23 protein-coding genes are annotated in these 24,945 nt (G+C 36.5%); 17 read left to right on the top strand and 6 right to left on the bottom strand.

Annotation, left to right across the window (positions count from 1 at the left end):
- Position 1 precedes the first annotated feature (1 nt).
- From EHQ31_RS16545 to EHQ31_RS16520, 6 genes are all read left to right on the top strand, one after another.
- Positions 2 to 778 carry an enoyl-CoA hydratase/isomerase family protein gene (locus tag EHQ31_RS16545; protein ID WP_135572119.1) on the top strand — a complete coding sequence of 259 codons (777 nt, stop codon included), beginning with the start codon at positions 2 to 4 and terminating at the stop codon, positions 776 to 778.
- Positions 779 to 906: 128 nt separating this feature from the next.
- Positions 907 to 1,245 carry an arsenosugar biosynthesis-associated peroxidase-like protein gene (locus EHQ31_RS16540; RefSeq protein WP_100741706.1) on the top strand — a complete coding sequence of 113 codons (339 nt, stop codon included), beginning with the start codon at positions 907 to 909 and terminating at the stop codon, positions 1,243 to 1,245.
- 2 nt (positions 1,246 to 1,247) lie between these two features.
- Positions 1,248 to 2,222, top strand: a complete 975-nt coding sequence (gene arsS, locus EHQ31_RS16535; RefSeq protein WP_135572117.1) for an arsenosugar biosynthesis radical SAM (seleno)protein ArsS — start codon at positions 1,248 to 1,250, stop codon at positions 2,220 to 2,222.
- Positions 2,223 to 2,978 carry a type I methionyl aminopeptidase gene (gene map, locus EHQ31_RS16530; RefSeq protein WP_135572115.1) on the top strand — a complete coding sequence of 252 codons (756 nt, stop codon included), beginning with the start codon at positions 2,223 to 2,225 and terminating at the stop codon, positions 2,976 to 2,978. It abuts the gene before it with no gap.
- 5 nt (positions 2,979 to 2,983) lie between these two features.
- Positions 2,984 to 3,790: an alpha/beta hydrolase family protein gene (locus EHQ31_RS16525; protein ID WP_135572113.1), complete on the top strand. Its 807-nt coding sequence runs from the start codon at positions 2,984 to 2,986 to the stop codon at positions 3,788 to 3,790.
- A gap of 68 nt (positions 3,791 to 3,858) precedes the next feature.
- On the top strand, positions 3,859 to 4,263 hold the full coding sequence (locus tag EHQ31_RS16520) for an MAPEG family protein (RefSeq protein WP_135572111.1): 405 nt from the start codon (positions 3,859 to 3,861) through the stop codon (positions 4,261 to 4,263).
- Here EHQ31_RS16520 and EHQ31_RS16515 read toward each other — a convergent pair.
- Positions 4,260 to 5,261 (bottom strand): NAD(P)H-dependent glycerol-3-phosphate dehydrogenase, encoded by a 1,002-nt coding sequence (locus tag EHQ31_RS16515; RefSeq protein WP_135572109.1) that lies wholly within the window; start codon positions 5,259 to 5,261, stop codon positions 4,260 to 4,262. The genes EHQ31_RS16520 and EHQ31_RS16515 overlap by 4 nt on opposite strands.
- Positions 5,262 to 5,318: 57 nt before the next feature.
- On the opposite strand from EHQ31_RS16515, the gene EHQ31_RS16510 reads away from it, so the two are divergent.
- From EHQ31_RS16510 to EHQ31_RS16490, 5 genes are read left to right on the top strand one after another with little or no spacing between them, the layout of a single operon-like run.
- Complete coding sequence (locus tag EHQ31_RS16510; protein ID WP_135572107.1) at positions 5,319 to 5,999, top strand: hypothetical protein; 681 nt, start codon at positions 5,319 to 5,321, stop codon at positions 5,997 to 5,999.
- Complete coding sequence (locus EHQ31_RS16505) at positions 6,000 to 7,004, top strand: metallophosphoesterase family protein (protein ID WP_135572105.1); 1,005 nt, start codon at positions 6,000 to 6,002, stop codon at positions 7,002 to 7,004.
- Positions 7,005 to 7,406 (top strand): hypothetical protein, encoded by a 402-nt coding sequence (locus EHQ31_RS16500; RefSeq protein WP_135572103.1) that lies wholly within the window; start codon positions 7,005 to 7,007, stop codon positions 7,404 to 7,406. It begins immediately after the preceding gene.
- The gene (gene recG / locus EHQ31_RS16495; RefSeq protein WP_135572102.1) at positions 7,403 to 9,472 is read left to right on the top strand and encodes an ATP-dependent DNA helicase RecG; all 2,070 of its coding nucleotides are present in this window, start codon (positions 7,403 to 7,405) and stop codon (positions 9,470 to 9,472) included. The genes EHQ31_RS16500 and recG overlap by 4 nt, the downstream gene beginning before the upstream one ends.
- A gap of 25 nt (positions 9,473 to 9,497) precedes the next feature.
- A complete protein-coding gene (locus EHQ31_RS16490; protein WP_135572100.1) occupies positions 9,498 to 10,286 on the top strand; it encodes a M15 family metallopeptidase in 789 nt (262 codons plus the stop codon).
- Here the strand turns inward: EHQ31_RS16490 and galE are convergent.
- Both galE and lpxA read right to left on the bottom strand, forming a co-directional pair.
- Positions 10,281 to 11,249, bottom strand: a complete 969-nt coding sequence (gene galE / locus EHQ31_RS16485) for a UDP-glucose 4-epimerase GalE (protein ID WP_135572098.1) — start codon at positions 11,247 to 11,249, stop codon at positions 10,281 to 10,283. The two genes, EHQ31_RS16490 and galE, sit on opposite strands and share 6 nt — an antisense overlap.
- Positions 11,246 to 12,052 carry an acyl-ACP--UDP-N-acetylglucosamine O-acyltransferase gene (gene lpxA / locus EHQ31_RS16480; RefSeq protein ID WP_135572097.1) on the bottom strand — a complete coding sequence of 269 codons (807 nt, stop codon included), beginning with the start codon at positions 12,050 to 12,052 and terminating at the stop codon, positions 11,246 to 11,248. The genes galE and lpxA overlap by 4 nt, the downstream gene beginning before the upstream one ends.
- A gap of 143 nt (positions 12,053 to 12,195) precedes the next feature.
- Here lpxA and EHQ31_RS16475 point away from each other — a divergent pair, with 143 nt between their 5' ends.
- The gene (locus EHQ31_RS16475; RefSeq protein WP_135572095.1) at positions 12,196 to 12,504 is read left to right on the top strand and encodes an Hpt domain-containing protein; all 309 of its coding nucleotides are present in this window, start codon (positions 12,196 to 12,198) and stop codon (positions 12,502 to 12,504) included.
- A 23-nt stretch (positions 12,505 to 12,527) separates the two neighbouring features.
- On the opposite strand, the gene EHQ31_RS16470 is transcribed toward EHQ31_RS16475, so the two are convergent.
- Complete coding sequence (locus tag EHQ31_RS16470) at positions 12,528 to 13,925, bottom strand: DUF6938 domain-containing protein (RefSeq protein WP_135572093.1); 1,398 nt, start codon at positions 13,923 to 13,925, stop codon at positions 12,528 to 12,530.
- An 89-nt stretch (positions 13,926 to 14,014) separates the two neighbouring features.
- On the opposite strand from EHQ31_RS16470, the gene EHQ31_RS16465 reads away from it, so the two are divergent.
- The 5 genes from EHQ31_RS16465 (at position 14,015) to EHQ31_RS16445 (ending at position 24,010) form a co-directional block, all read left to right on the top strand.
- Entirely contained in the window at positions 14,015 to 15,196 is a 1,182-nt protein-coding gene (locus tag EHQ31_RS16465; RefSeq protein ID WP_135572091.1) for an acetyl-CoA C-acetyltransferase, read from the top strand.
- A gap of 217 nt (positions 15,197 to 15,413) precedes the next feature.
- Positions 15,414 to 18,479 carry a peptidase domain-containing ABC transporter gene (locus EHQ31_RS16460; RefSeq protein WP_135572089.1) on the top strand — a complete coding sequence of 1,022 codons (3,066 nt, stop codon included), beginning with the start codon at positions 15,414 to 15,416 and terminating at the stop codon, positions 18,477 to 18,479.
- On the top strand, positions 18,469 to 19,575 hold the full coding sequence (locus tag EHQ31_RS16455; RefSeq protein ID WP_244247442.1) for a beta-barrel domain-containing protein: 1,107 nt from the start codon (positions 18,469 to 18,471) through the stop codon (positions 19,573 to 19,575). Before EHQ31_RS16460 ends, EHQ31_RS16455 begins: the two co-directional genes overlap by 11 nt.
- A 2-nt stretch (positions 19,576 to 19,577) precedes the next feature.
- The gene (locus tag EHQ31_RS16450) at positions 19,578 to 22,643 is read left to right on the top strand and encodes an ATP-binding cassette domain-containing protein (protein ID WP_135572087.1); all 3,066 of its coding nucleotides are present in this window, start codon (positions 19,578 to 19,580) and stop codon (positions 22,641 to 22,643) included.
- Positions 22,644 to 22,651: 8 nt separating this feature from the next.
- A complete protein-coding gene (locus EHQ31_RS16445; protein WP_135572085.1) occupies positions 22,652 to 24,010 on the top strand; it encodes a TolC family protein in 1,359 nt (452 codons plus the stop codon).
- Here the strand turns inward: EHQ31_RS16445 and EHQ31_RS16440 are convergent.
- Entirely contained in the window at positions 24,007 to 24,369 is a 363-nt protein-coding gene (locus tag EHQ31_RS16440; RefSeq protein WP_135572083.1) for a hypothetical protein, read from the bottom strand. The genes EHQ31_RS16445 and EHQ31_RS16440 overlap by 4 nt on opposite strands.
- Positions 24,339 to 24,914, bottom strand: a complete 576-nt coding sequence (locus tag EHQ31_RS16435; RefSeq protein ID WP_135572081.1) for an LBF_2127 family putative lipoprotein — start codon at positions 24,912 to 24,914, stop codon at positions 24,339 to 24,341. The genes EHQ31_RS16440 and EHQ31_RS16435 overlap by 31 nt, the downstream gene beginning before the upstream one ends.
- Between the last annotated feature and the right edge of the window lie 31 nt (positions 24,915 to 24,945).

The raw sequence follows: 24,945 nt of genomic DNA, 5'->3' as shown, positions 1-24,945 counted from the left end.
TATGACTCCTTTTGCAGAGATCTTTCATGGAGACCGCATCTTGGAAATCAAGATGCAGTCGAATGAAAAGAATACTTTCGATTTCGAAGCTTTCGTATTATTCGAACAAATCTTAAACAAACACGCAAATAATCCCAATTTGCGTGTTTTGCTTTTTACATCCGCACAAACTCAGTTTTTTTCCAATGGGATTGAACCCACGCTCATGTATGGAAAAACCGAATCCGACGTTCGTAAATCCGTTGAACAATTGTTAAGAACTGCCCAAACTTATTTCCATTTTCCAGTTCCTACCATTGCTGTGGTGAACGGACATTGTATGGCAGCAGGTGCTGTATTTGCCTTGTTTTCAGACTACCGATATATGGTGGACAAAGGGGCAAGGATAGGATTTTCCGAAGCCATCGTTGGTCTCAATTTCCCATCTATTCCTACGATTGTTTTACAAGACTTGGTGGGTGTAAAAGTCACTCGTGACCTTTTATTCACAGGAAAACAAATCAAAGGTCCTGAAGCCAAAGAAATTGGACTTGTGGATGAATTGTTTAGCGCCGAAACCTTGTTTGGCGAATCGTTTAAATTTGCCGAATCACTTTCCAAACTTACAAACAATACTAGCCGTGGAATGAAAACTGCATTACGAGAACCCTATAGAAAAAAAATGGAATCATTATTCCAAATCGATGCAGACCTTTTCACCAAAGTTATTTTGTCCCCTGATGGACAGGAAGGTTTTCATTCACTCATCGAAAAACGTAGACCTAAATTCATTACTTGAATTTAGGTTTCTACTTTGTGTGATTCCTTCTACATTTTGATTAAAATTCTATGCTCGACATAGGTTTCATAAATCTAGCCCATTGACTTACGACATTACTTAAAAAGTCTAACAGTTAGGAGTTATTTATGGCAGAAAATCATTATTACAACGCAAAAGATCTGGGAAAATTTGGAGAAATAGGAAGAACCAATCCTGCTCTAGCAGATAAATTTTTTGGATATTACAATGCTGTGATGGCAGAAGGGGCACTGACCGAAAGAGAAAAAGCACTCATCGCTTTAGCTGTTTCTCATGCATTAAAATGCCCGTATTGTATTGATGCTTATACATCCACATCACTCCAAAAAGGTGCAAACGAGGCACAGATGAATGAAGCAGTTCATGTGGCTGCGGCAATGGCTGCTGGAATCAATTTGGTTCACAGTGTTCAAATGCAAAACAAAATAGACGAACTTTCTTTTTAGTTATGGAAACGCAGGAGCAACTTTCCACCTTACAGTCATTCAGTGGTAAAAAATTTTCTGATTCTGTCGGACATTCTATACATGCAAGGTCTCTAAAGATCTTTCAGATTAATGTCGGCAAGTGGTGTAACCAAGCTTGTCGGCATTGCCATGTAGATGCGTCTCCGATTCGAACCGAGATGATGGACAAGGCCACAATTGATTTGTGTTTGGAAATCATCGAAAAAACTCCGGGCATTGAAACTGTAGATATCACGGGTGGTGCCCCAGAAGGAAATCCGCATTTTAAGGATTTAGTTTTGGGTGCGAAAAAACTGGGGAAACGATTGATTGATCGTTGTAACTTAACTATCCTTGAAGAACCAGGTTTTGATTGGTTGTATGAATTTTTAGCATCCAATCAGGTGGAAGTTGTATCCTCGTTACCTTCATTCATTGAAAGTACGACGGATAACCAAAGAGGAAAAGGGGTTTATCAAAAGTCTATTACCGCATTAAAGAAGTTAAATGACCTTGGTTATGGAACCAAACTTCCTTTAAATTTAGTTTATAATCCTAATGGTTTATTTTTAGGTTCAGGACAATCTGTTTTAGAAAGAGAATACAAAGAAACTTTGGAAAAAAAATACGGAATTGTATTCAACCAATTGTTTTGTATCAATAACCTTCCGATCAGTCGATTTTTAGGAGCACTAGTTCGTGGTGGTAAGTTTGAAATGTATATGGAAACTTTAGCCAATGCTTACAATTCTGCAACAGTGGAAGGACTTATGTGTTTGGATCAAATTTCCGTTGGTTATGATGGTTCTGTGTATGATTGTGATTTCAACCAAATGTTAGATTTGAAATCACAAAACGTAAAACATATTAAGGATTTCGATTTGCCATCATACCTTAACAGAGAAATCGTAGTAGCAAATCATTGTTATGGGTGTACTGCAGGAGCGGGATCCAGTTGTGGTGGGGAGATTGTTTAGATGTCGATTCAAAATGAAAAAGACCTTCAAGGAATTTTAAAAGCTGGGAAGTTTGTAGCTAAAGTTCGTGAACTTTTAAAACTTCTTGCCAAACCGGGAGTGTCTACTTTGGAACTAGACAACGCCGCCAAAGAGGAATTTGATAAAGCGGGAGCATTTTCTGCACCCAAGTTCGATTATAAATTCCCAGGTTATACTTGTATCAGCACCAATTTTGAAATCGCACATGGAATTCCAAAAAAAGAAACCATCCTAAAGGATGGTGATTTGGTTAATATCGACGTTTCAGCCAAACTAGATGGTTATTATGCGGACACGGGGATTTCTTTTGTTGTGGGTCAGTCCAATGCCTCTCTTCAAAGACTTTGTGAAACAGCCATAGAAGGAACGATGCGAGCCACAAAACAGGCGTTTACTGGAAATTATTTACGATACATTGGAAAAGAAATTCATTCAGCTGCTGTAGAAAATGGATTTACCGTCATTAAAAATTTAGCAGGTCACGGAACGGGTAAAAAACTTCATGAAGAACCGCAAGTTTTGGTTTACGAAGAAAAACGTGACCAAAGAAAACTCGGGAACGGCCTTGTACTTGCGATTGAATCTTTTATTTCTACGGGAAGCCAGACTGCATACGAAGAAGAAGATGGTTGGACACTGGTCGCAAGCAATCGTCGCGGGGAACTCAGTTATGTAGCGCAGTGCGAACACACTGTCATTGTCCAAAACGGAAAACCTATCATCGCCACATTATAAATTCATTGTCCTTAGAAATCATTGAATCCGGCGCTTCTCCGAACGAGGCGAAAGGGATAGTCATTCTTTGGCCGAGCACAGGTGGCAACGCTAGATCCTTTCGAATTCGTGATAGTGAACTGGAATTACTCGGCCTTAGGCTTGTTCGGTTCAATCCTCCTTCTCATGGAAATTCAAAGGGAATTTATGATCCGAAAACCGCCATATCGTTGTTAGATGTTTATCTAAAAGAACGAGGTTATACAAACAAAGAATTGTATGGGATTGGACATAGTGGGGGCGGAGCAGCTCTTATGATGTATGCCAAAGAAGTTCCCTTTCTAAAATTGTTTTTACTTTCCCCCATTTTGGATAGTGTTCTTAGTCTTCGATTTTTATATGAGTCTGGTTCGATTGAGGAGTTTAGTCGGCTTTTACTTTTACCGGGAGTTTCTGACTTGGAATCTCCCAACAAACAGATATTAGAGACTCTTTCGAACCCTCGGTGGTTAGTAGATGGAAATGTTGATCATCTGAATGTTCCCATCCAAAACACTAGAATTTGTTTAGATGATTTATCTTTGTTTTTAAAGAATCTTTTTTTACCGGGGTTTGTGGTAGATACTTCCGTGATTCAAAAAAGAACTAGTTATACAATCTTTCTTCCCAAAGAGGATACGTGGTTTCCCAAAGTTTACACAACTCGTTTTGCAAAAGAGAACGGATTGAACTGTATTGAAATCTCGGAAGCACCTGACCATTTTTTTTCTTCCACTTGGCTTACGGTCTGGAAACAAATTAAAACCCATTTAATTAGTTTACAAATGAACTAGAGTCATTTAGAATTTCCACCTGTATCTCAAGAACCAAGAAGAATGGTTCTGATACAAAAGGAGAATTTGTGGAAACAATTTACTATACACTCATTGGATTTGCGTTATGGACTTTGGGACTTGGTGTATTTTTAACTTCTTACAGAAGTGTACAAGTGTTACTTGGAAAAAAGAAATCGAATGAATTCCCTGCGGGGATCCAACACGGTTCTGACTTTAATTGGAGATTGAACCGAGCACATATCAATAGTTTAGAAAATCTTCCGGTATTTTTAACAGTTGTGTTTTTGTCTGCAAGTTTCGGTAAAATAGATAGTTTTGCCAACCAAGCTGGACTTGTCATTTTAGGAGCAAGGGTTTTACAATCCCTCACTCATCTAACATCAACGAATGTTCTAGCAGTCAATATCCGGTTTACATTTTATATGACTCAAGTAATCACTTATATTGTATTACTGGTTCGCCTTGTTTAGACACCTTCCCGTTTGAGGTCGCGGCTCATCAGCGCTTTGACAACTTCTTTCGGATCTTTATCTTCATATAACATTCGATAGACTTCCTGGGTGATGGCCATTTCCACACCTAGTTTGTCAGAAAGATTTTTTGCAGAAAGTGTGGTTTTGACACCTTCAGCGACTTCATTCATAGAAGCTAATATCTCTTTTAGTTTTTCACCTTGGCCTAGGCGAAAGCCAACTGTCCGATTCCTTGAACCTTCCCCACAACAGGTAAGAACCAAATCTCCCATTCCCGATGGTCCAAGGAAAGTCATGGGATCTGCACCCATTTTGATTCCCATTCTTGTGATCTCGTTTAACCCGCGTGTGATGAGAGCAGCCCTTGTATTTTGGCCAAACCCAAGTCCGTCGGCAACACCTGCAGCAATCGCGATGACGTTTTTTAAGGCACCACCCACTTCGACACCCACGACATCGGGGGTCCAATAGGTTCTGAAATACGTAAAACTAAATATCTCCTGCACTCGTTTGGCGGTGGCTTCATTTTTGGAAGCTATGGAAACTATAGTTGGAACTCGTTTCACCATTTCTTTGGCAAAACTGGGGCCAGAAAGATAGGAAAGCTGCGAATGGAATTGGCCCGGTAGTTCGGATTCAAAAATTTCTGATATTAGTCTGAGGCTTTCGTTTTCAATCCCTTTGGAGGCAGAAACAATCGGCACTTTTGGAGGAATATGGTCTTTAATTTCTTTTAGAATCCCCGAGAGCGCATGGCTTGGGGGAGCAGAAACAATCATGTCCTTGTCTTTCACAACATGGACAAGATTTGTATCAGCTTTTAATTTCTCAGGGAGTACCAAATCGGGCATATGTTTGGTATTCAAATGGTTTTCAGTTATGGATCTTGCTTGATCCTCGCTTCTTGTCCAAAGGGTCACGTCATAACCCTTGTCCGCTAAAATACTACCTAGTGCAGTGCCAAAACTTCCGGCGCCAATGATACCAATCTTCATGAGGTCTGTATTTTAAATCTGCTTTCCAAAAAGGCAATAGAAAATAAAAATTAAAATATGCTTTTAACGGATCTTCTCCGTTTCAATCCACTGAATCTCTTTTTGCCACCCAAAGTGGTCCCAAAGAGTAATTATAAGGTTACCTTACTTCTTGGTAGCTTACGAAAGGTCATAGCCACTGAGATCATTGCCGAGGATCCCGATTTAGAGAGTTTGGATGTCTCATCTGCCAAGGGTGAAGTCATACTGACTGGAGTGTACCGAATGGGATGGTTATGGATTGCACGTTTTTTAAAAGTAGAATCCATAAACTATCGTGTTCGTTTGAAACCTGTGTCAGTTAAAGACAACAAAGCCCGCCTAAAGATTGTTGGATATCGAGTTTGGGATACCAAACCAAGGCGTTTTGATTTTGTTAGGTGGTTTGGAAAAGTAGATCCTTTTCACAAAAAAAAGGTTTTTGAATCCATCTTAAATGCGGCCCCACATATTTTATCGATCACAGGCCTACAGTGGGAAATTCTTTTTGATTTGAATTATTTTTTGAATTTAGTTCCTTCCATTGCTGGTAAAATTGAAATTCAATACATCATTGGTGATCACAATGAATTGTATATATTCGTCAGATCTTCCACAATATTAAAACCACTAATGGATTTTTTTGGGCCAGAATATTTAAAGATCGATTATATAGAAGAAGACCGAGACATTCAGATGTTACTTTGGGAAAATGAATAAATGAAAATCATTTATCTAACGGATATCCATGATGGACTTCATGGTCTAAAACGAATTCTGCAAACCACTGAAGCAGATTTGTATTTGTTTTCCGGAGATATTATTTACAAAGCTTTTTTTTCCTTTGATCGCATCATTGATTTTTGTGGTGTCCAAGAAGAGTTATACTATTTATTAACGGAAAGAAAAGACGATTCCACTCCTTTTGATTTTACAACTCATGCCATTCGATTTCCCGAAAAATATTCTACGGCCATCGTAGAAAAATCTCAAAAATATCGAGATTTGTATAAACTCGCTGCTAAAACGATGAAAGAAAAATATGAAATCATCGAAAAACTAATTATTAAATATGCAAAATCACCTGTTTATTGTTTGCCGGGAAATTATGATTTAGATTTACAATACACCGAATTATACCAACGCGAAGTACATAGAAAAAGTTTTGATTTTGGTAATTTAAAGGTTTCTGGTTATGGTGGAGCTCCCATTTGGACTTCTGGAATTCCGGAAAAACTAACCGTTGTATTTCATGAGTACACAAAGAACGGAAAAAACTATAGTGAACCAGAAGATTTTTTTAGAGAAGAACTGCCCGACATTTGTTGGATTCATAATCCTGCCTATGGATATTTCGATAACATTCCTGGTGTAGGCAAATGTGGAAGCCAAGGGATTCGTAGGTATTTGGATGATGAATCTCCTTCTCTAGTAGTTTCTGGTCATGTCCATGAAGACCAAGGAATCAAAAAAACAAGAAACACAGTTTTTATCAACCCATCTAACTTTGGTGCTGTGGACTCGCTACATGGTTTTCAAGAAGGTGGATATTTTGCCGAAATCATTATGGATGGGAAAAATGTAGTCCAGTCAAATCTTTGCCAATTGCGAGGTGATGATTGGTTTCCTCTCATCGAAGTAGATTGTACTGAGAAAAACTTAAAACTCATTTCACAAAACCCAATTTCAGCTGTAAGTTCCGAAGATTACATTCGAGGAAATTAAATGGTCACCTTTCTTACGATCTGCGGTGTCCTATTCACTGTTGCATTTTTTTTGTATGCACTCTCTGCTGTTGACAATCAAAGTTTGGACAAAAAAGAAAAGGAACGCCTTGCCAAAGAAGGTAACTTAAGAGTTGGGGATCCTAGAAAAGTATACGGGAAAGAAAAAGATCCCAATCTTCCCAGGCTTCGCCTTTGTCCTGTTTGTGGGACATTACTAAGCAAAAACGAATTTTTATACGCTGCTATTTCCGCTTATACAAATAGTGAAGGGAAAAAACAAGCGCAAATATATGGATGTAAATACTGTTATTTGATTTTGGATTCTGAAAAAAATACAACTGATTCTTCTGAAGCAAGTAACAATGGTTTTGGACCACCTAGACCCACGGATGAACTATGAAACCGGGACTCGATTTATCAGAAAGTTTATCTTCTCTCAAAGGAATTGGACCTAAACGAAGAACCATTCTTTTAGAACATGGAATTTCAACTTTTTTTGAACTACTTACTTATTTTCCCCGCCGTTATTTGGATCGTAATTTTACCAAAGATATTATTTTAAAACAAGGGGATGTGGTCACTCTCCTTGGAACCATTGCTGATAGTTATATTGTACATGGAAAAAAAAGTAGGTTACTCGTTGGATTTAGAACCTTAAACAATGAACGTATCAATTTGGTATTCTTTCGTGGAGTGAATTTTTTTCATAAAATTTTCACTGTAGATAGAAAGGTTGTCGTTTCTGGAAAATTAGAATATTTTAAAGGATACCAAATCGTTCATCCTGAATACGAGTTTTTATCTGATAAAGATGATCCAGAAGATTCCATCCATGCGGGTCGCATTATTCCCCTTTATCCGTCTACCGAAGCCCTAAAAGAAGAAGGATTAGATTCAAAGGGACTACGTAAATTGATACATCAGGTTTTGGAAGGTGGAAACATCAAGGAAAACCTACCTTCTAAATTAGTCAAAAAACGAGAGTTACTTGGTCGAGATAAAGCCTTCCATGAAATTCATTTCCCTGAGACAATGGAAGCCGTACAAATTGCACGAAAACGATTTGCATACGAAGAATTTTTTTATTTTCAAAGACTTCTTCTTTACAAACAAAGAGAAAGGCAAAAAATAAAACGTATGCTTTGGCCACTTCCAAAATCTCCCTCCCGGGAAAATTTGGAAATAAATCTTCCCTTCGAATTGACGGAAGATCAAAAAGTTGCTGTAAATACCATTTTATCTCAAACTAGCTCGGATTCTCCTTCCGCTTTTTTATTACAAGGAGATGTAGGTTCTGGAAAAACCATTACAGCTCTACTCATTGGGCTTCACTATATCGATAACCACATTCAAGTAGTATTTTTAGCACCAACGGAAATTTTGGCCCGCCAACATTACCAAACCATTTATAAATTTATGGGGAATATGCCTTTTCTTGGCATTGAACTACTGCTTGGTGGTGAGAATAAAAAAATTCGTTCTGAAAAATTGGCAAGGATCAAAACAGGAGAATCGAATATCATTATTGGAACTCATTCTTTATTACAAGAAGATGTAGTTTTTTCAGATCTTGGACTTGTTGTGATTGATGAACAACATAAGTTCGGTGTCGACCAAAGAGAAACTATTCGTTCCAAAGGGAAAAATCCTGATATTTTGGCTATGACTGCGACTCCAATCCCACGAACACTTTGCCTTACTTTGTATGGAGATTTAACTTTAGTAAATATCAAAACAAAACCAAAAGGCCGTAAACCCATCGACACTCGGTGGTACAAGGAAGATCGAAGGATTGGCGTTTATAATTCAATTCGTAAATATGTAAGTTCAGGTAGACAATGTTATATTGTATATCCGTTAGTAGAAGAATCGGAAAAGGTAGATTTAGAATCTTGCACAGTTGCTTATGAAAACTTAAGAACTAATGTATTTCCTGATTTGAAAATTGGATTATTACACGGTAAAATGAAAAGTGCAGAAAAAGAATTCGTGATGGAAAAGTTTAAATCGGGAGAAATTCAAATCCTTGTCACAACGACTGTAGTGGAAGTGGGAGTGGATGTTCCTAACGCCACCATTTTAGTAGTCGAACATGCGGATCGTTTTGGAATTTCCCAATTACACCAGTTACGTGGACGTGTGGGAAGAAGTGATATTGAAAGTTTTTGTATTTTAATGACGGGTGATTTTATCAGTGACGAAGGAAGGGATCGTTTGGAAGCACTTGTCACTTCCAATGATGGATATTATTTAGCCGAAAAGGATTTGGCCATTCGGGGACCTGGGGAACTTCTTGGAGTCAAACAGAGTGGGCTTCCTGAGTTTAAAATTGCCGATTTAGTATCGGATCGGAATTTACTTGATGAGGCTAAAGAAGATGCTTCTTCCTTTCCTTTGGATGATCCTAATGAAGTCGCAGAATTGAGTACAAGATTCAGTGAAGGCAAATTTTTATTTGCGAATTAGTCCGCAATTTTTTAATGAACTAATTATGTTACGAACTAAATACATAACCTTGTTATTCGTTTCTTTATTCTTAGTTTGCGGTGAAAAACCAGTTAAAACAACCGAATCTGATTTGTATTTAGGTATAGAAAAAAAATCCTACTTAACAGGAAAATTTAATTCGCCTGGGCCACTAGCGGCAGTTATACTAGAAGAAAATGGAAAAGATCATTTCCTTAGGCCTGACGTTAAAAAAGCACTTCACCAAATGATTAACGATTTTGAAGATTCAAAACCATCTTCATACAAACAACATATTTTTTTAGTATCTTCTTTTCGTAATTTTAATCATCAAAAAGGAATATGGGAATCCAAATTCACTGGTAAAAAAGTAATGCGTTCGCCGATTAAAGGAAAAACACCAGAAGAAATTATCAATTTGATTTTAGAATTTTCTAGTGCACCTGGAACTTCTCGTCACCACTGGGGAACTGATTTTGATATCAATGCTTTGGATAATGCCTATTTTGAAGAAAATGGAAAAGGTAAAATTCTTTATGATTGGCTAAAACTAAATGCAGCCAAATATGGATTCTGCCAACCTTACAGTAGTTTATCGACAAGAAAAAATAAAGGTTACCAGGAAGAAAAATGGCACTGGTCTTATGCTCCGGTTTCCAATAAACTGACAAAAGAATGGATCAAAGGATTTACAACCGGAGAAATTCAATTGGTTGGAAGTTTTTTAGGGGCTGACGTTCTAGGAGACCGGGCATTGGATTATGTAAGTTCCATAAACCCGGATTGCGAAAAAATTAAGATCCCTTCTTTATAAGTTTTTATACAGATTCCACATACTGGAGAGTAGTGTTTCTGCATCACTATAAACAGGTTTCCAATTGAGAAGTTCTCTTGCTTTTGCAGAAGATGCTAAAAGTTTTGCAGGATCTCCCGCTCGCCTAGGACCTGTTTTGTGAGGTATGGTTTTACCAACCACTTTTTCAGAAAGGTCTGCCATTTCTTTGACTGAATATCCCGATTCCGAACCTAAATTTACCGTCAAACTTTCGTTTTTTGACATGATATAGTTTAATGCTAAAACATGGGCTTTGGCTAAATCAGAAACATGGATGTAATCACGAACACAAGTTCCATCTTCTGTATCATAATCCGTTCCAAAAATTTCGTAACCGTTACGAATCCCTGAGGCAACTTCCATGATGATCGGTAACAAATTGGCAGGAGTTTTTTCAATTCCTTTGATTCTACCTTTGGGATCATAACCTGCCGCATTGAAATAACGTAACCTAGCAGATTTTAAACCTTTTAGTTTATCAAACCATTCCAGGTTTTCTTCAATACATAACTTTGTATATCCGTAGTAGTTTTCTGGATTTAGTGGATGTTTTTCATCGATAGGTAGGTATTTTGGTGCTCCATAAACTGCCGCAGAGGATGAAAAAACAAAATACTGACAACCGTATTTTATCATAGCATCTAACAAAGCAAAGGTTCCATTTAAGTTGTTGATTGTATATTTAAGTGGGTCAGTCATGGATTCACCTGCAGCCTTCCAAGCTGCAAAGTGAAAAACAGCATCTATTTTTTTAGAGAATGTTTGTTTTAAAACATTAGGATTTTGGATTTCCCCTTTGATGAATTCATTTCCAGGAAATAAATTGGCTTCGTTTCCTTTTTCCATATCATCTACAATGATAATCTCATGTCCAAGTTCCATAAGCTCTAAGACAATATGACTTCCAATATAACCGGCTCCCCCGGTGACGAGAATTCTCATTCTTCGTCAGATCCACCTGCAACAAATCGGTGGTCAACTACTCCACGTTTGCTAGTTTCAAAGAACTCGATAATTTTTTGAACTTCTGGTGCCGGGTTTGGATCTTTTTTTAATTCGGTAAGCGCTTGTTTGGTGTTGAGTCCACTGTGGTAAATCGTTTTATAAACGCGTTTGATTGCTAAGCGCACATCAGCAGATATTCCTGCACGTTTCATTCCCACTACGTTTAAACTCACGACGGAACCTGGGTGTCCATCTACTGTAGCATAAGGAGGGACATCTTTCACAACTTTTGTTAGACCAGCTAACATTGCATAATCAGCAACTCTTACAAATTGGTGAACACCAACTGACCCGGATATAAAAACTTTATGACCGATGACTACGTGGCCAGCAAGCATTGCGTTTTGGACCATAATGTTGTGGTCGCCCACGATCACATCATGGGCAATATGAACGTTTCCCATAAGATAGTTATGATTACCAATGACTGTAGCTTTTCCTTCTACAGTTCCTCGATGGAAAATGACGTTTTCGCGCATATGGTTGTGGTCACCAATTTCTAAATAGGTTTTGGTTTCCGGTTTGAAAGCTAAATCTTGTGGTAAACCGCCGAAACTCCCCCCAGAAGATATTTTATTGAACTTACCAATGCGAGTTCCTGATAGGATCTTAACGTGGGATTCAATGACGGTTCCTTCGCCGATTTTGACATCTTTCTCAATGATACAAAACGGTCCAACTTCTACGGACTCATGGAGTTCCGCCTTGGGATCGATGATGGCAGTGGGGTGAATTTTCATAGTGTTTTACAAAAAAAACCGATTCCGAAGACCTGCAAATGATTTTTTAAAATGTAATTTACACGCTTTTCTTAGTCTGTTTACTTTTGAATGGGTGGTGTAACTTGCTTATAGATTGGTCACGTATAGAATCTTTAGTGGATATGAACGATCCGGAGGATCAGGCCTGGTTAAAAGAGATGATCGTCTCTCTTTTGGAAAATATGGCTACTCGGGTTGAAAATTTAGACCGACTTTTGGTGTCAAAAGAACAAAAGGATTTGCAGGCAGAGTTACACCAAATCAAAGGAGTGGCTGCCAATTTTGGTTTAGCTGCACTTTCAGAAGTGGTGATCAAAGCGGAAGGTTTTGCAAAAACCGGCGAAATTGATGCTTCTGTTGAAGAAGGAAAAAAGATCGCTGCCATCTGGGAATCCTCCAGACAAGAATTAGAAAAAAAGTTTTCTACTTAAAAAATCTACTTCCGTACCTCTATTTAGTTTGCGGCTGACATTTCAACTGCCGCCTTACTTCCATTATAGACTCCTTCAATTGTACTTCGAATCACCGACTCGTTCATTCTAAGTAATAAATCATCTGATTCTGTAAAAATATGAATGAGTTCTTTTGCGTGAGAGGCTTCCCTACATTCCACAGTACCTTCCCCAAGTTCTAAGGAGCGAACCACAGATGCAGCTTCATGGTCTCCCACTCTGCGAATAAAAAGTTTGGGCACAGGATAAAAAGCAAGTTCAGATGGTTTCGTCACAAGGACGTCTGTAATACGAATGAGTTTATCAGTAGCAGAAAAAGCTTCTGTATGAGATGGAAAATGAAACAGAACTACTGGTGGATTGTTTTCATGATCTTCAGAACGCAAAGGATGACGTTCAATAAAATGAATTAAATCATCCCAATTATCAATTGATAAATAAGGAATTTTTTGAACGATAAGAAATGATTCGATAGATTTTAATACTTTAGAGTGATCACCTGTGTTGATCCAAAACACAGCTTTTTTATTCTGAAGGTGTTTTTTGGAAAGTCGAATCAGATCTAATACATAACCTTTCTGAGCACCAGCTCCTCCGATGGGAATGAGATATCTTCTGCATTTTTTTGAATCAATCCTTCGCACTCGATTTTCGCTATCAGTGACAGCATTGGAAACTACATCTTCCGATACCCAATGACCAGCAACGGCAAGATTTTCTTTCGGTACACCCATCTGGATAAACTTCGAATAGGCGGAAGGTGATTGGACTAAGTTGAGTGCTCCTGGTACAAGTAAATAATATTGTGGAAAATTATCACAAATGAGATGGATTGTTTTTTGAAATCCGGAAGCTACTGCTATTTGACCATTTAACGGGTATGTGGTGATGACCGAAGAGTCTTTTGGAATTCCATTCATAAGCCCTTTATATAATTCTGCTAATTGGCAAGAGAGTTCTAAAGAAGTTAGATTCCCTTGGGACATAAGTGCACCCCAAAGCCATTCCACTGGCCCTCCAATTTCGGCACTCAGTCTAGAAAAATAACTATAACCAGAATCAATATCCGCTATCGCTTTTGCTTCTGGTGAGTTTATCGCAAGTAGGTCATGTAAGTAGGTGGGAATTTGTTTTTTTAATGAATGTGAATAAACAGAGAGGGCCATGCGATGGTGGCCATATCCCATACGAATGCTTCCCACTACCAATCGTTTTTGAATGAGATTTGGTCCCTTGTCAGAGATGAGTTCCAAACCTGGGTATAAAGAGGATGGCGATGAAAACAAAGGAACAGAAGAGTTACCGATAGAATACCGTTTTTGAAGGATTCCTCGAATGAGGCCTGCGGTTTGTTTCGACAAAAAGCCGGTTTCCAGGCCGAACATGGGTTCTCGATTCATGTGGGAAGTCTATCGATCTTGGATTCTCTTTCAAGTGAAATTTCAATTCTTAGCTGACAGGTGACCAAATTTGCCTATTTCTGGTATCTATGGAACAAGTTTATATATTGGGCGGACTTAGATCTGCATTCGGTAGTTTTGGCGGAACTCTCAAAGATATGAGTGCCGTAGACCTTGGAGTTGAAGTCTCCAAAGCAGCACTTCAGAAAACTGGTGTGGACCCATCTCTAATAGAAGAAAGTATTTTTGGTAATGTCATACCCACAGGCAAAGACGGAATTTATTTAGCACGACATATTGGTTTGAAATCTGGAGTTCCAATTGCGAGCCCTGCACTCACACTAAATCGACTTTGCGGTTCTGGAATGGAAGCAGTCATCCAAGCAGCCAAAAAAATTATGTTGGGTGAAGCACATACCGTTCTTGCTGGCGGTGTTGAATCAATGAGTAACGCGCCTTATGTGGTTCGTAATGCTAGATTTGGCGTTCGTTATGGAAATTCTGAATTTGAAGATTCATTGGCGACTGGTTTAACAGATATTTATGTAGAACTTCCAATGGGAATGACTGCTGAGAATTTAAGTGACCAATACAAAATCTCAAGGGAAGAACAAGATCTTTGGGCAGCAACTTCTCAAGAAAGAGCAGAAGAAGCAACTAACAAAGGTATCTTAAAAGAAGAGATTCATGCTATTACAATCAATGGAAAAAATCCAATTGTCTTTGATAAAGATGAGTTCATAAAAGGAAAAGCAGGTGCCACAAAGTTAGCTACTTTGAAACCTGCTTTTAAAAAAGATGGATCTGTCACTGCTGGAAACGCATCCGGGATCAATGATGGTGCATCTGCAATGATCGTAGCTTCTGCATCTCAAGCAAAAAAATTGGGAAAAGAACCTTTGGCGATTGTAAAGTCTTGGGGACATGCAGGTTGTGATCCTGCAAAGATGGGAATTGGTCCAGCGATTGCCATTCCAGCTGCGTTACAAAAAGCAGGACTCAGTTTAAAAGATGTTGGACTAGTGGAAGTTAACGAAGCTTTCGCTGCTCAGTATTTAGCCGTTCAAAAAGAACTAGGACTAGATCCAAAAATTACCAATGTCAATGGAGGAGCGGTTGCGATCGGACATCCACTCGGAGCTTCTGGAAACCGTGTTACCTTAACTCTTGCATTAGAGATGCAAAGACGAGGAGTAAAATACGGAGTAGCTTCCCTATGTATTGGTGGTGGACAAGGAATCGCTATCGTTCTAGAAAACCCAAAAGCTTAAACCCTTTAGTTTAGAAATCTTTCGAGTTGTCACTGTCTCAGCTTTCCTAATGCGAAATTGCCTTGGGGAGGTTGGAGGACTTCTCGGAAGTAAAAAACCAATATCTGCTTAGGACTCAGTCGATTTAAGTCGATGTTAATAGTAGCGCATGGATCCAAATATCTTTTGGATACGGACGTTCCTAGTGCTTCGAATCCTAATTAAAGCGGATAAATAAATGCATTCTGAAGTTAGGCGAAATCTTGAAAAAATCCGCACCGTGTTTCGCAGTAATTATCTACTTGCGGAATTAGACGAAGCAGAACGGGAAAGCCTACTCCCATTTATCGAAGTACGTTTTGTTCGATTGGGTCAACATTTAATCAAAGCCAACCAAATGCCAGAATACATTCATTTTGTTTTGACTGGTCGATTTGGAATGAAACAAAACAAACAAGACCTAAGTTTAGGGAGGTATGCATATGTTGAAGTTGGCGAATCGATTGGAGAAAGAATTACGCTCACAAAAACTCCTTCGAAACATGATTACTATGCACTTGAACCTTCTATCGTTTTATTACTTCCTGCTTCTCGTTTTTTAAAGTTAGTTGATTTACATCCAGAAATTGCGGAAAAAGCAAAACATAGAGAAGAAGAACAAGAAAAGTTTCATTATGTTCGTAAACTTAGTTTTTTTGAGGAACTTTCCCCTGAAGAGATCAAACTTATTCTCAAATCCATTCAGTTAGTAAAAGTAACGCAAGGGGATTTTATTTTTTCTGAAGGGGAAGAGGGAGACGCTGCTTATATTGTTCGATCTGGAAAAATTCAGATCAGAACAGAAAATCCAAGGAAAATTATCTCCATTATGCGGTCGGGGGATATTCTAGGTGAGATTGCAATTTTCAAACAACAAAAACGATTAGCAAGTGCAGTTGCATCAGAAGATTCCGATTTATATAAAATTCCTGGATCTATTTTCCGTAAGGTAATTGGCGTAGAGAAAGGGAACAAGTTAGAAGAAATTGTTCAATCGCGTTTACTGCGTTATTCGACATACAAGGCAAAAGAAAAAGAAGAGAATACAATTCGCCCATTTGTTTCGAAACGATTTGAAATTAGAAAGGGGACAAAAAAATTATATATTGAGCAAGTAACAACGGACCAACTAACTTTAGTTGGACTTGTTTGTAGCGAACTATCCTTACGAACATTTGATAAACCTCTTCCTAACAATTGGAAAATAAGAATTAAAAACGAATTAAATCGAAATATTGTTCCTGGAATTTTTGAATTAGCAATTGAATTAGAGAAGTTGGGATTTTTAACCAAACAACAACATTTGTCACAAGAACAATTAACTGAATTAGAAAATCCAGTTTTTATTACCGATGACGAGAGTGTTCCGTGTTTGTTGTATTTGTATGACTACGAATTAGATGCAGTTCTTATCTCTCATCCTATTAAGGGAGTTTACGAACTTTCAATTTCTCAGTTCTTGCAAATTTGGGATGGAGTTGTATTACAATTTTCTCCGGCACCAGCTACAATGTCTGCAGATGTAAGTTTGATCAGTTTTTTTAAAGAACTTCGAACTTTGTTTAGTCCGAAACGTAGTGAAATTCGTTGGATCTTAGTGGCAACTATACTTTCTGCCATACTAACTTTATCATTACCGTATTTGATTCGTCAGGTGGTAGACCAAGTATTGGTTTTTTCCGACAGAAATTTTCTGTTCACATTAGTGACTGGTGTAGGATTATCTGTTTTTTTTCAAACTTTGTTTTCTTTATTTAGAAACCTAATCTCTATCGGGCTTATGCAAGGTCTGGAGTATAATTATTTCGTTAGATTTTTCCAACATATACTCAATCTTACCTTACCCGAATTTAGAAAATTTGAAACCGGTGATTTTACGCAAAGGTTAAAAGAAAATCAAAAAATTTTAGAAATTACGCAGAGATCTGGTTTGTTTTTGATTTTAGATTTGGTGACTTTGCCTATTTATTTATTTATTTTATTCCGTTTGGATAGCAGTCTTTCTTTTGTTGGTTTATTTTTTCTAATCGTATATTCATTGTTTGTTGTAAATTCAAGCGCAAAAATTAAAAAATTGCAAAAACATAGTTTTGAATCTAAAAAGAAAACAACTTCCTTTTTCTTGTCCTTATTTGCTGGAATGCCACTCATCAAATCTTCTGCAATGGAAAGTCGATATCTCTCTAAGGGACTTAATGAAATTGCAAGAACGATTCTTACTAATTTAAGAGTGGGAAAAAGGGTTCATGTTTTGCAATTGATGAGCAAATTTTTCGAACAAATTGGACTTATCGCCGTGATTACATTTGGAGTTAGCGATGTTTTGGACGAATCACTTTCTCTTGGAAGTTTTTTAGCTTTTTTAGTGTTATATTCTCTTCTAATGGAACCAATTGTTCGGCTTTGCCATTTGTATGAAGACCTGAGTGAACTAAGAGAATCGCGTATGCGGTTAACAGAAATATATTCATTACCTGGAGAAATTGTCAGCCAACGTCCGTTTGGTGAATTGCCGAGATTATCGGGAAAAATAACTTTAGATCATATTAGTTTTAAATATTCGGATACAGGTTCTGAGATACTATCAGATATCCATTTAGAAATCGAAGCTGGTGAAAAAATAGCAATTGTAGGTCGAAGTGGTTGTGGTAAATCCACTTTGATGAGAATTATGATGGGAACTTTATCCCCTACCAAAGGAAAAGTGTTTTTTGATTCATTTGATTTATCCACTTTAGATCCAGAAGAAGTTAGAATCCAATTTGGTGCGGTAGAACAACATCCAATTCTTTTTTCTGGTAGTATTTCCGAAAACTTATCTAAAAAAAATCCTTCATTGAATAAAGAATCATTGTTAGCTGGCGCAAAGTTAGCCTCGGTTGACCATTTTGTGGAGAGGTTTCCAATGAAATATGAAACAAAAATTGGTGAATCCGGAATCGGACTTTCTGGAGGTCAGAGGCAGCGTTTGGCAATTGCAAGGGCACTCGTTACCAATCCGAGTATTTTGTTTTTGGATGAACCAACATCAGCATTAGATTCCGAAACAGAATCACATATTCAATCGCAATGGGAAACAGTTTTTAAAGATAGAACGGTAATTCAAATCTCACATAGACTTCATAGTACAGTAAGTGCAGATAAAATTATAGTGTTGGATGAAGGTCGGATTGTAGAAATTGGAACTCATGCAGAATTGATTACAACAAAAGGTTTTTATTACCATTTATTTCCAACTTTAAGTGAAGGGGATAATGATGTTTAAAAAATTTAAAAATATAAAAGAAACTGATTCTAATTGGGAATCTAGACATTCTGCATCTTACTATGATGAATTATTAAAACATCCAGCACCAAATTGGGAAAAGAAGGGAATTTATTTAATCTCTGCTTTTTTTGTTTGTTTTGTATTGTTTTTAACTTTTGGAAAGGTTGATGTCGTTGTGCAGGCGACAGGATCGATTCGACCGAAAGGAAACTATCATGTAGTGGAGGCATTAGAAACTGGGACACTGACAAACCTATATGTAAAATCTGGCGATTTTCTTAAAAAAGGAGATCCCATTATGGAATTAGAATTTTCTGAACAACAAATTGAATTATCAAAAGATACAAATAACTTAGAGTATGAGGAAAAAAAATTACAACGTTTAATTCGAAATAAAAAGGAAGCAGAGAAAATTTTAAAAAACTTGGCTTCTAATTTAGAAAATAATTCCGGTTCTGCTTTATCGGGAGCAGTTCTAAGCAAATTCGTTAGTTTGAAAAAAGCGTTTATGGATTTTCAAAATGGTGTTGGTGCCAAGTTTATATATGAGCAAAGTTTATTAGAGTTTAATGAAGAGTTTGGAAATTTAAAGGACGAAATTCAAAGAGAGGAAAACACAATCTCAAGCCTTAGAGGTGATACAAAATTAAAACGAGAAAGAGTTGCTAATGCAATTATTCGTATGCCTTTTTCTGGAATCATCGGTGAGCTCTCTGTTAATAACGTAGGACAAAATATTATACGTGGACAGACCGTAGCATCTTTGATGGAAGAAGGCCAACCATTAGAGGCTATAGTGGAAGTGAGCAGTAAAGATATTGGTGCAGTTCGATTAGGTTTATCTTCTATTATAAAAGTTAAGGCGTTTCATCAAAATGATTTTGGTGTAGTAGAGGGAACCGTATCCCAAATTATTCCTAATACAAAGGAAAAGGATTCCTTTTCAGTTATTTTAATTTTAGGAACTCAAGATTTGAATCAAGATGGAAAAGAATTTCAATTGTTTCCTGGATTAAAGGTAGTTGCAGATATTGTAATAGATAGAAAAAGTATTTATCAAATTTTATTTCGTTATGCTGATCCTAGGAATTAAAATTGAAACATAAAACAATAGAAATTCCGAAATCATTTGTCGAAGATGAGTTTTTATCGAAACTATCTACGAATGACTTAACTAAATTTATTGGTTTATTTGAATTTAGGTCTCTAGTAGCAAATGATAGAATTGGTGGAAATGAATTTGAACCTACACCGTTCTTAATGGTCGAAACAGGTAGGATTCAAGTAAAATTAAAAATTAATGAAAAGGAACTTTTGATTAAGACTTTAACAGAAGGTACTTTTTACGGCGTCACTGAGTTTTCATCTGATTCATTAAAAAAACAATTTTTCCAAGTAGAAGAAAATTCTAGGGTTAGAGTTGTATCGCAACTTCAGTTCTTAAAATTCATAGAGTCGGATAACAACAGAAAAAAACTTTGGAATGAATATAAAGAAAATGTACAACTTCGAGATGAATTAAGAATTCACCCCTATTTCAGAAAACTTTCAAATTCGGAAATCCAAGAATTATCGAAAATACTTATAAAGCGGAAGATTCCTTCAGGACAAACATTGATAAAGGAAGGAAGTAAAAGTTCCTCTTTGTTTTTTATTCGTTCAGGAAGATTCAAAGTCACCAAATCTACTTGGCAAAAAGATTATTTTTCATTTGTTGAGGCTGGCTCTGTGTTAGGTGAAATGGGGGTATTGGAAAAAAAAGCAAGAAATGCGACTGTTACGGCCGTCGAAGAAAGTTTTGTATATGAACTTTCCTCAAAGGACGCAGTGGAAATCTTTAAAAAATCTGAAAGTCTATTGATAACCATTCGTTCTATAATGAGCGAAAGGAAACTAAACTTAGGTGATGGTTCTGAAGAAGATACAATGGAAACATTGTCAATTTACGAAGAAGATAAGTTCCATTTTTTGCCTAAATTAAAATTTCAACCACCAATTAGAAATCAATTGCGCTTTCCTTATTTATTCCAAGACGGTAAGTTTCAATCTGGCGATGCCTGTCGCAAAATGATTTTTAGGTATTGGGGTTTTTCTTTTGCTGATTATGACGCAGATTCATCATTTCCTGACTTTGATCCAGACATAAGACCAAATCACTGGAAAAATAGTTTTGGAGAAGGTAAGGGAGATTGTTACTTTGTTAATTGGAAAGATCATGAACCAGAGCTACATAACATTCCAACCATTGGATTCTTAGAAAATTCAAGGTATGTCATCTTAAAGTCGATTGAAAAAAAGAGAGTTATTATTTTTGATCCAGAGTTTGGAGATGTAAATCTCTCTCGTGAAGAGTGGGATCAGAAATCTTCATCAATAGTCATTTATTTCATTCCTAAAACCAAACCTGAACCTAAATGGGAGTTGAAGAATCGTTTCTTTTTTGGACTCGCAGAGTATTTTTTACCTGCAATCCAATATTTAAAAGCCGGTATTGTTGCTAGTTTTGTGATTAAAGGATTGGAAGTTTTTATTCCACTGGTAAATTTATATTTGATCGATGCCGTTTTGTTACAAGAGAATAAGGAATTTTTTATTCCGGTAATTTTTTCTGTTGTTTTACTTAGTTTTTCTCAATCCTTTCTTGCTTATTTTAGATCGAATGTTATTTTTTTTACAAGTAATCGAGTTAACCAAACTATTGCTATTCGGTTTTTGGTAAAATTGATTTCCTTACCCATTTCCTTCTTTGAAAGAAATAGAAAAGGAGAAATATTAAATCGTTGGGAAGAAATTGAATCTATTATATCATTTTTCTCGGACCAAGGAGCAATGAAATTCTTTGATTTACTTTTTAGCTCGTTAGTCTTTATAATTTTTCTTTTTCTATCTCCAATTTTACTTTTAATAATCGTATTATTAATACTACCTGAAGTGTTAATCCTTCGTACATTAACTCCGAAAATTGTTGAAGAAACAAAGAAAGAGTCCCTTAAAAAATCGGAAACACTAAGTTATTTTATCGAAACGATAAATGGATTTGAAACCATAAAAAATTTGGGAGCTACTTATTCGCATCGTTGGGATTTTGAGAAACGACTGACATCTCAATTGAATTCGGAAGGGAAAAAGTTATTTTATTCCAACTTACTTTTTACTAATACAGAGTTTTTTAAACAGATTACAGTGGTAATTGTAATGTTAGTTGGAAGTGTTTTAATTCTCAAAGATCAAATGACACTTGGAACTCTTTATGCGATCATAGGTTTAGTTGCATATATTCGTAATCCAATCATTTCTTTATATGATGATTTGTTAAAATTTCAAAAGGCAAATATTTCTTGGAATCGATTACGTAGTTTTGAATCGCTGGATAGTGAGATCACTGATAAGGATAACCTATTTAAGGTAGATCTTCCAGAAGTTAAAGGAAACATTGAATTTAAAAATTTGAGTTTTTCTTATGATACTCTTAAACCCGAATCTGGTATTCGTAATTTAAAATTAAAGATTCAGGCGGGTAAAAAAGTTGCTTTTGTTGGTAGGAGCGGAAGTGGTAAATCGACTATTTTAAAATTAATACTCGGTTTGTATCAGCCGCAAGAAGGAGAAATTTTCATTGATGAGGTATCATTGAATGAAATTTGGCTTCCTAGTTTGCGAACTAAAATAGGCGTAATCTTTCAAGAAAATCCTTTAATTGCAGGAACGGTTAGAGAGAATATATCAATCACTAAACCAGAAGCAACACTTAGCGAAGTAGTGGAAGCAGCAAAACTTGCCTGTATACATGATGATATCGTCAAACTTCCGCTTGGTTACGATACAGAAATATCCGAGAAGGGATTCGTTTTTTCTGGAGGTCAAAAACAACGGTTATCATTAGCTCGTTTATTTCTCCAAAAGCCAAATCTACTGTTGTTGGACGAACCTACTGCTTCTCTAGATAAAGAAACGGAAGCAAGGATTCTGTCTCATATAAATACTGTTTTTGCTGGTGCTACGATCATTACAGTGGCCCATAGATTAGATACTATCCGCAATTATGACCAAATTTTTGTTATGGAACGAGGTAAATTGGAAAGTAAAGGAACTCATCGAGATTTACTTTCTAAGGGAGGAATTTACCAATTACTTCATTCTAAACAGGAAGCGATCCGATAATTGACATAGTGGTTCGTTTTTATCTATATATTCTTTTCAATTTATTTTTCTTTTTCTTGGTATCTAATTTATGGTCTGAACCTGTAGATTTTTACGAATTACCAAAATTAGTTGGTGAGAAATCTTATGAATTAAAATTGAAGGAAATGGAAATCGAACGAAAGAAGGTTGATATCGATTCCAGAAATTTACGATATTTGCCTTCTGTTAATTTAGAACATTCTCCATTTTTCGAAGCTTTACGTGGTGATGGGTACAATAGAAAAGGTTGGAACACTTCCTTAAATTTAAATTGGAATTTTCAAGACCAAGGCAATACGGTTCTTACCAATATGATTTTGGAATTAGAATATGAACGACTATTATTGGAATACCGAGCATTATATCAAAAAGAATTATTTGATCAGGCTTTTCAATATGCTGAAACCTTAAAACTTTTGGCATTTTATGATTATGATTTTTCTAACGAATCAGATGCTGACAAACAGTTTCAGACAGTACAAAAACTTTACAAACAAGGAATCGAATCATATTTAGTAACACAAAACTCGAAAGTAGATTATTTTTTCTACAAGTACAATGCTATTAAATCTAGGTTAGACCAACAAAAAAGCCAATCTATATTCAGAAGAAAGTTTCTATTAAAAGATGTTGCCCTAAAACAAATTCCTGAACGAGACTATAAAATTCTCCCTATGGAAACAACACTTGCAGAATATGAGAAAAATCTAACTGATTTAAACTTTGATATTATTTTGACCATCAACCAAGTGAAGATTTTGGAAATCCAAAAGATGGTTAGATTTAATGAGTTATGGGTTCCTGATTTTTTTGTCAATGTATACAATCAAACGAGCCGTGAGTCTTTTTCCGGTTTGAGTGGAACTTGGGCAAACTCAATGGAGGTATATGATTATAGTAGGAATGATTTTAGTCGGTATGCTAGATCTTCAGATGCAGATTTTAATGTGGGAGGAAATTTCGGATTCCGTTTTCCTTTATTCAATCGTTGGTTGTCAAAAAATGAATTTGATAAATCAAAAATTGAAATCAAATTAGCCAAATCTCAATCACAGTTTTTGCGAGAAAACACTGGCTTGTATCTTTTTGAACTACTCCAACAACATAACAACTTAGTTGAACTGTATGATATCTCTAGAGAAAGTAAACGTATTGCTGAAGAAAACTATCAAATCATGGAAAAAGCATATAAAACTGGCTCAGCGTCCATTATAGAACTGCAAACGGTGGATAGGCGACTACGTGATGTAATGCGGAACGAAATACAAAACCGATATGACCTGATACAACTGAGACTTCAAATTGGCCTACTTTTAGGAGATACAATGAAGTTTTTGAACAATTAAAGCTCTGTCGGACGGATATTCGTTTCTTGGTTTCTGGATTCACCAACCCCACATTTTTCTTTTTTCCATTGGTCTAAAATTTCATCTGCTTTTATTTTATTTTTATAATGTATATAAGGTGTTGTGAGAATCGGTATAAGAAAAATTGGAGACAATGCAGAATGGAGTAGAGAAAGAGTGACTACAAGGCCGAGAGTCAAAACGTTCTCATCAAATACCTCTGTTACTTGACGTTTGGTTTGGTAGTAATAAGCTAAACAATCTTCTGTATGGTTTGTTGGATTAAATGGAATACTCACACATCCATTGAAGCTGATTAAATTTATGATTATAATGATACGGATAAATTTTGGATACATGTTCTAACAGCTTCTAGATTCGTTTCTTCTATCATGCGATGGAAGTTTCTTACTTTATAGAGTCCATATAAAAATTCAGAAGTACTTCCATTTTTGGAAATGGTTTCCTCTTTAAATAAGACTTTGTTTTTGTATAACTTATATTTAAAATCTACGGTATATACCGCTTCTCTAAATTGAATGGGCCAAATTCCCGTGAGCGGCCACAATGCGGGCCAAGTATACCACCAGTTGTATTTGTCTTGGAAGTCTGTTTTCATTTCCACATCGATTGTATAATAATCGGATGTCGTTTTTGGATCTAGTTCGGTGAAAACAGTTTGAAAAATTCCAGAAGATGTTAGGTGGCCTTTAAAAGCCATTCTCCATGCATCTGTATAAACTCCTCTATCGGCAGAAAGAATTTCAAACTTACCAATCACTAAAGGTAAGTTAGTTTGTGGTCTACTCATATTTCCGTTGGGGGAAGGTGGCGGAACTTGGCGTAAATCTACAGAACAATGAATCAACAATAGAAACGGTATAAAATAGGTAAGAAATCGCATTTTTAGTTGTTGAGTGTAAGGTATTATGAAA

The organism is Leptospira montravelensis, from assembly GCF_004770045.1.
GTDB lineage: Bacteria > Spirochaetota > Leptospiria > Leptospirales > Leptospiraceae > Leptospira_A > Leptospira_A montravelensis.
This window is presented reverse-complemented; position numbering and strand designations above follow the sequence as displayed.